The sequence below is a fragment of the Synechococcus sp. R8-2 genome, assembly GCF_047461715.1.
Lineage (GTDB): Bacteria > Cyanobacteriota > Cyanobacteriia > Thermostichales > Thermostichaceae > Thermostichus.
Genome location: NZ_JANSHQ010000012.1, coordinates 1 through 5,091 on the forward strand (window position 1 = coordinate 1; position 5,091 = coordinate 5,091).

The 5,091-nt window shown below is 59.6% G+C and carries 4 protein-coding genes; 1 reads left to right on the plus strand and 3 read right to left on the minus strand.

Features of this window, described 5'->3' with window-relative positions; all coding sequences use genetic code 11:
- On the minus strand, window positions 1-509 hold a 509-nt coding region (locus NW819_RS00275), incomplete at its 3' end, for a Ppx/GppA phosphatase family protein (RefSeq protein WP_414412540.1).
- Window positions 510-716: 207 nt separating this feature from the next.
- Between NW819_RS00275 and thrS the strand changes: the two genes are divergently transcribed.
- A complete protein-coding gene (gene thrS, locus NW819_RS00280; RefSeq protein WP_414412541.1) occupies window positions 717-2,528 on the plus strand; it encodes a threonine--tRNA ligase in 1,812 nt (603 codons plus the stop codon).
- Here thrS and malQ read toward each other — a convergent pair.
- Together malQ and NW819_RS00290 are read right to left on the minus strand one after the other, a co-directional pair.
- Window positions 2,506-4,131 carry a 4-alpha-glucanotransferase gene (gene malQ, locus NW819_RS00285; protein ID WP_414412542.1) on the minus strand — a complete coding sequence of 542 codons (1,626 nt, stop codon included), beginning with the start codon at window positions 4,129-4,131 and terminating at the stop codon, window positions 2,506-2,508. The two genes, thrS and malQ, sit on opposite strands and share 23 nt — an antisense overlap.
- 146 nt (window positions 4,132-4,277) lie before the next feature.
- Window positions 4,278-5,091, minus strand: an 814-nt coding sequence (locus NW819_RS00290) for a polysaccharide deacetylase family protein (protein WP_414412543.1), incomplete at its 5' end; no start/stop codon positions are given.

Below are 5,091 nucleotides of genomic sequence, written 5' to 3' on the forward strand. Positions count from 1 at the left end.
ATATCCACCACCGCGTGCATCCGGTTGTGGAACTCCATCGCCGAGAGCACTCCCAGATAAATGCGGCGGGCCTCTTCCTGCCCCGAGATCAACTCCACCCGCAGGCCCAGCTCCCGTTCAATCCGCTTCAAAAACTCCAGCCCATTGGGGGCCTCGCGCACAGCACTGGTAGCCACGGCAACAATATCCTGCACCTGAAAGCTCTCAGCAATGCGGCAAAACCGCTCCAGAGCCGTCCGGGCCCGCTCCATGGCTGCAGGCGTGAGGGCGCCCGTCTGGTTGCAAAACTCCCCCAGCCGCACGGTGGCTTTTTCGCGGGAGATGATGGTGAAGCTAGGGATACGGGGATTGATGCGCACCACCACCATGTGGAGAGAGTTGCTGCCCACATCGATGGCGGCCAGAACGGGGGCAGCCCAAGATTCAGGACGAGAAGCCGGGCCGGTTTCGGAAACTGGGGGAGCAGAGGCGACAGGGCATTCCGTGAAGTCGGTGCGCGAAGAGATCATGGCTCGGGTAAGGGGGTCAACCCCTTTAGGATACTGTGTACTTTCCCCCCTTGTTCCGGGCCGAGTCGTGAGGTGAGGTTCGCGGTTGACTCGGCAAACAGGGGAATTGATTAGCTGGGGATCCCTGCCGTTCTCGCCCCAGCCTAAGATAGGGACACGGATATCCATTTCTTCACTGTTCTTTCTTTGTTGTCGAAGCAGGTTCCGATGTCTCAGCCAGCCGAATCACCTCAGAAGGCCAACAGCACCCTCAAACTGCTGCGCACTCACGAGTCTCCCAAACTGGAGCGCATCCGCCACACCACTTCCCATGTCCTGGCTATGGCGGTGCAAAAGCTGTTTCCCAAGGCCCAGGTGACCATCGGCCCCACAACCGACTACGGCTTCTACTACGATTTTGACCATCCCGAGCCCTTCACGCCGGAAGATCTGGATCGCATCAAAAAAGAGATGCAGGCAATCATCAAAAAGGGCCTGCCGGTGATCCGCGAGGAGGTGAGCCGTGAAGAGGCCAGGCGCCGCATCGAAGCCCTCGGCGAACCCTATAAGCTGGAGATCTTAGACAGCATTCCCGAAGGGGAGGTCATCAGCATTTACCACTTGGGGAATGAATGGTGGGATCTCTGTGCCGGTCCCCACGTGGAAAACACCCAAGAGCTCAACCCCAAAGCTTTCGATCTGCTCAGTGTGGCCGGCGCCTATTGGCGGGGGGACGAGACCAAGCCGCAGCTCCAACGCATCTACGGTACCGCCTGGGAAACTCCAGAGGAGCTGAAGGAATACAAGCGGCGGCTGGAGGAGGCCAAACGGCGGGATCACCGCAAGCTGGGCAAAGAACTGGGTCTCTTCCTGTTTTCCGATGAAGTGGGTCCGGGCTTGCCCCTTTGGACTCCGAAAGGAACTACCCTACGCTGGGTGCTGGAGGATTTTCTCAAGCAGGAGCAGCTCAAGCGGGGCTACCTGCCGGTGGTTACCCCTCATATTGCCCGTGTGGACTTGTTCAAGATCTCCGGCCACTGGCAAAAGTACCGGGAAGATATGTTCCCCATGATGGCGGAGAATGAGCAGGATCGCGCAGCCGAACAGGGCTTTGTCATGAAGCCGATGAACTGTCCTTTTCACATCCAAATCTACAAATCCGAGCTGCGATCCTACCGCGATTTGCCCCTACGATATGCCGAATTCGGCACCGTCTATCGCTATGAGCAATCGGGGGAATTGGGAGGTCTGACGCGAGTGCGTGGCTTCACGGTGGACGATGCCCATTTGTTTGTTCGCCCCGATCAATTGGAGGAGGAGTTTCTCAAGGTTGTCGATCTCATTTTGGTGGTTTTCGATAAGCTCAAGCTCAAGGATTTTCGCGCCCGCCTCAGCTTCCGCGATCCCAAGTCGGACAAATATCTGGGATCCCCTGAGGACTGGGACAGGGCCGAGAATGCCATCCGTCGCGCTGTAGAGAAGCTCTCGATGCCCCATTTTGAAGGGATCGGCGAAGCAGCCTTCTATGGGCCAAAGCTGGATTTTATTTTCCGCGACGCCCTGGATCGGGAGTGGCAACTGGGCACGGTGCAGGTGGATTACCAAAACCCACAGCGCTTTGATCTGCAATACGTAGCTGAGGACGGATCCCGGCAACGCCCGGTGATGATCCACCGCGCTCCCTTTGGCTCGCTGGAGCGGCTGATTGGGATCCTCATCGAAGAATACGCTGGGGATTTTCCCTTCTGGCTGGCCCCGGAACAGGTGCGCATTTTGCCCGTTTCCGATCAGTATTTGGGCTATGCCACCCAGGTGCGGGATCAGCTGCGAGAGCAGGGGATCCGCGTCCACATCGATGCCGACAGCGATCGTTTGCCGAAGAAAATCCGCAATGCCGAGAAGGCCCGGATCCCCTTCATGCTGATCGTGGGGGAACAGGAACAAGCGGCAGGAACAGTGAGCGTGCGCCAGCGCCATGGACAGGAGCTGGGATCCCTGACAGTGGCTGAGTTCCTGGCTAAGGCGCAAGCGCTTGAGTAGAACCTGCCTGGGAATGGCTTCTTGGGGCTGCTGCAGCCGCCCGTTCCTGGGCCAGGGCCGCCCGCCGTTGTTCTAGATCATGGGGAGAGATGCGCCCATAGGTCACGCTCATCTCGGCCAGCCGCTGGATCATGTCCTGCCGCAGCATGTCCTCGCGGTAGCGCCAGGCCCAGTTGTTCTCGGTGGTGCCGGGGAAGTTCATGCGCGCCTCTGCCCCCAAGCCCATCACATCTTGCAGGGGAATGATGGCCAGATCGGCTACGGAAGCAAGGGCTAGGCGAATGAGATCCCAATGGATGCCCTCGGATCCCTGGCAGCCCAAATAGCGCAGCAGGTTTTGTTTTTCCCACTCCGAGCGATCCGGGTCATTAAACCAACCCACCACCGTGTTGTTGTCGTGGGTGCCGGTGTAAACGACAAAGTTGCGCTCATAGGCATGGGGCAAATAGGGGTTATCGGGCCCAGAGCCGAAGGCAAAGAGCAACACCTTCATGCCGGGCAAGCCAAATTGATCCCGCAGTTGCAACACCTCCGGCGTAATGTCTCCCAGATCTTCGGCAATCACCGGGATTTCCCCCAACTTGTCGGCCAGGGTCTGAAAGAAATCTGCCCCCGGCCCTTTTTGCCACTCCCCTTCCACAGCCGTTTCTGCATCGCCTGGAATGGCCCAGTAGCTCTCGAAGCCGCGAAAGTGGTCGATGCGCACACAGTCCACCTGCTTGAGGATGGCCTGGATGCGCCGGATCCACCAGTCGTAGCCGCGAGCCTTGAGCACCTCCCAGTTGTAGAGGGGGTTACCCCAGCGTTGCCCGGTGGGGCTGAAATAGTCCGGCGGCACACCGGCTACCTGCAAGGGCTGTCCCCGTTCATCCAGGTGAAACAGCTCCCGGTTGGCCCACACGTCGGCACTGTTGGGGGCAACGTAGATGGGCACATCCCCAATGAGCCGCACTTGATGCCGATGAGCATACTCCCTTAGGGATCCCCACTGCTGGGCGAACAGATACTGCCAAAACATCTGCTCGGTAATGGCATCGGCATAGCGGTCGCGAGCCTCTTGCAGGGCCGGCGGATCCCGTCGCACCAAGGCCGGATCCCATTGGTTCCACTCTTGCTCGCCGTACACATCCTTGAGGGCCATGAACAGGGCATAGTCCGGCAGCCAGTCGGCCTCGGCAGCGCAATAGGCTTGGAAAGCTTCCCAATCGGGGCCGGAAGCTTTTTCTTTGAAGGTAGCCCAGGCGCGGTGCAGCAGGCCCAGCTTGAAGGGGATCACGGTTTCGTAGTCCACCCGCTCGGCGGATCCGGCTTGGATCGTTGGCCATTGGGGCAGGTCCTGCCAACTGTCGGGCTCTAGCCAACCGGCCCCCACCAATAGCTCCGGGCTGATGAGCAGCGGGTTGCCGGCAATGGAGGAAAAGCTCATGTAGGGGGAGTTGCCCCAGCCGGTCGGCCCAAGAGGAAGAACCTGCCAGAGGCGTTGGCCGCTCTCCACCAGAAAGTCCACAAAGCGATAAGCCGATGGCCCCAGATCGCCGATACCAAATGGCCCCGGTAGCGAGGTGGGGTGCAGGAGGATCCCACTGAGTCTGCCCATGCGCATGGCCAAGCCCTTTTGCTGAAGGTGGCTTCACCGCCTATGCTGTCACTTCCAGAGCCACGATGAACAGCTCCAGACAAGACAAAATCGGCACAAAGCCAAAAGACCCCCTTTTCCGCCCTGGCCAGGGATCCGGAACTGGGATCCTGTCAGGCCATCTCAGGCGCAGGGCAGGCTTGGGCATACCAGTCATAGAGGCCATCCCCGGTGGTGAGCCAAGTGTGAGGGCGAGATTGGATGTGCTGCAAGGCTTTTTTCAGGGATCCCATCCGCAGAGGCTGCCCGACAATGAAAGGATGTAGGCCGATGGCCATGACGCGGGGGGAGCGTTCCCCATCTTGCCACAGTTGATCAAACTGGTCGATGAGGGCTTGGGCAAAGGCTTCTGCCGGCAGGCGGGCGCTCAGACAAAGGCTGATGTCGTTGGCCTCTAGAGTGTAGGGGATCCCCAAGAGAGGGCCGGCGGCAGTCTGCAGCCAGTAGGGTTGGTCGTCGTTTACCCAGTCGGTGGTGTAGCGGATCCCGGCAGCCTTGAGCAGGTCAAAGGTGTTCTCGCTAACGGAAAACCCCGGCGTCAGCCAGCCCCAAGGGCGGGATCCCGACACCTTCTCCAAAAGGGACAAACTGCGCTCAATGAGCTCCTGTTCGACGTCACGGGCCAGGCCGCTGTGGCCGGTGGAGTTGTTCCAGCCGTGGGCCAGCACCGACCAGCCGTATTGGCGGATCCCTTCGATGATGGGGGGGTAAAGATCCACCATTTCCGCATTCAAGGCCGCCGTCACCGGGATCCCCAGCTCGGCAAACAGCTCAAACAAGCGCCAAATGCCCACCCGATTGCCGTAGTCCCGCCAGCCATAGTTGGCGATCTCAGGGGAGCTGGTGAGATGGGGTTGAATGGCCGTGCCCAGCTTGCCAAAGGTGAAGTGCTCGATGTTCATCACCACGTACACAGCCACCCGCGCC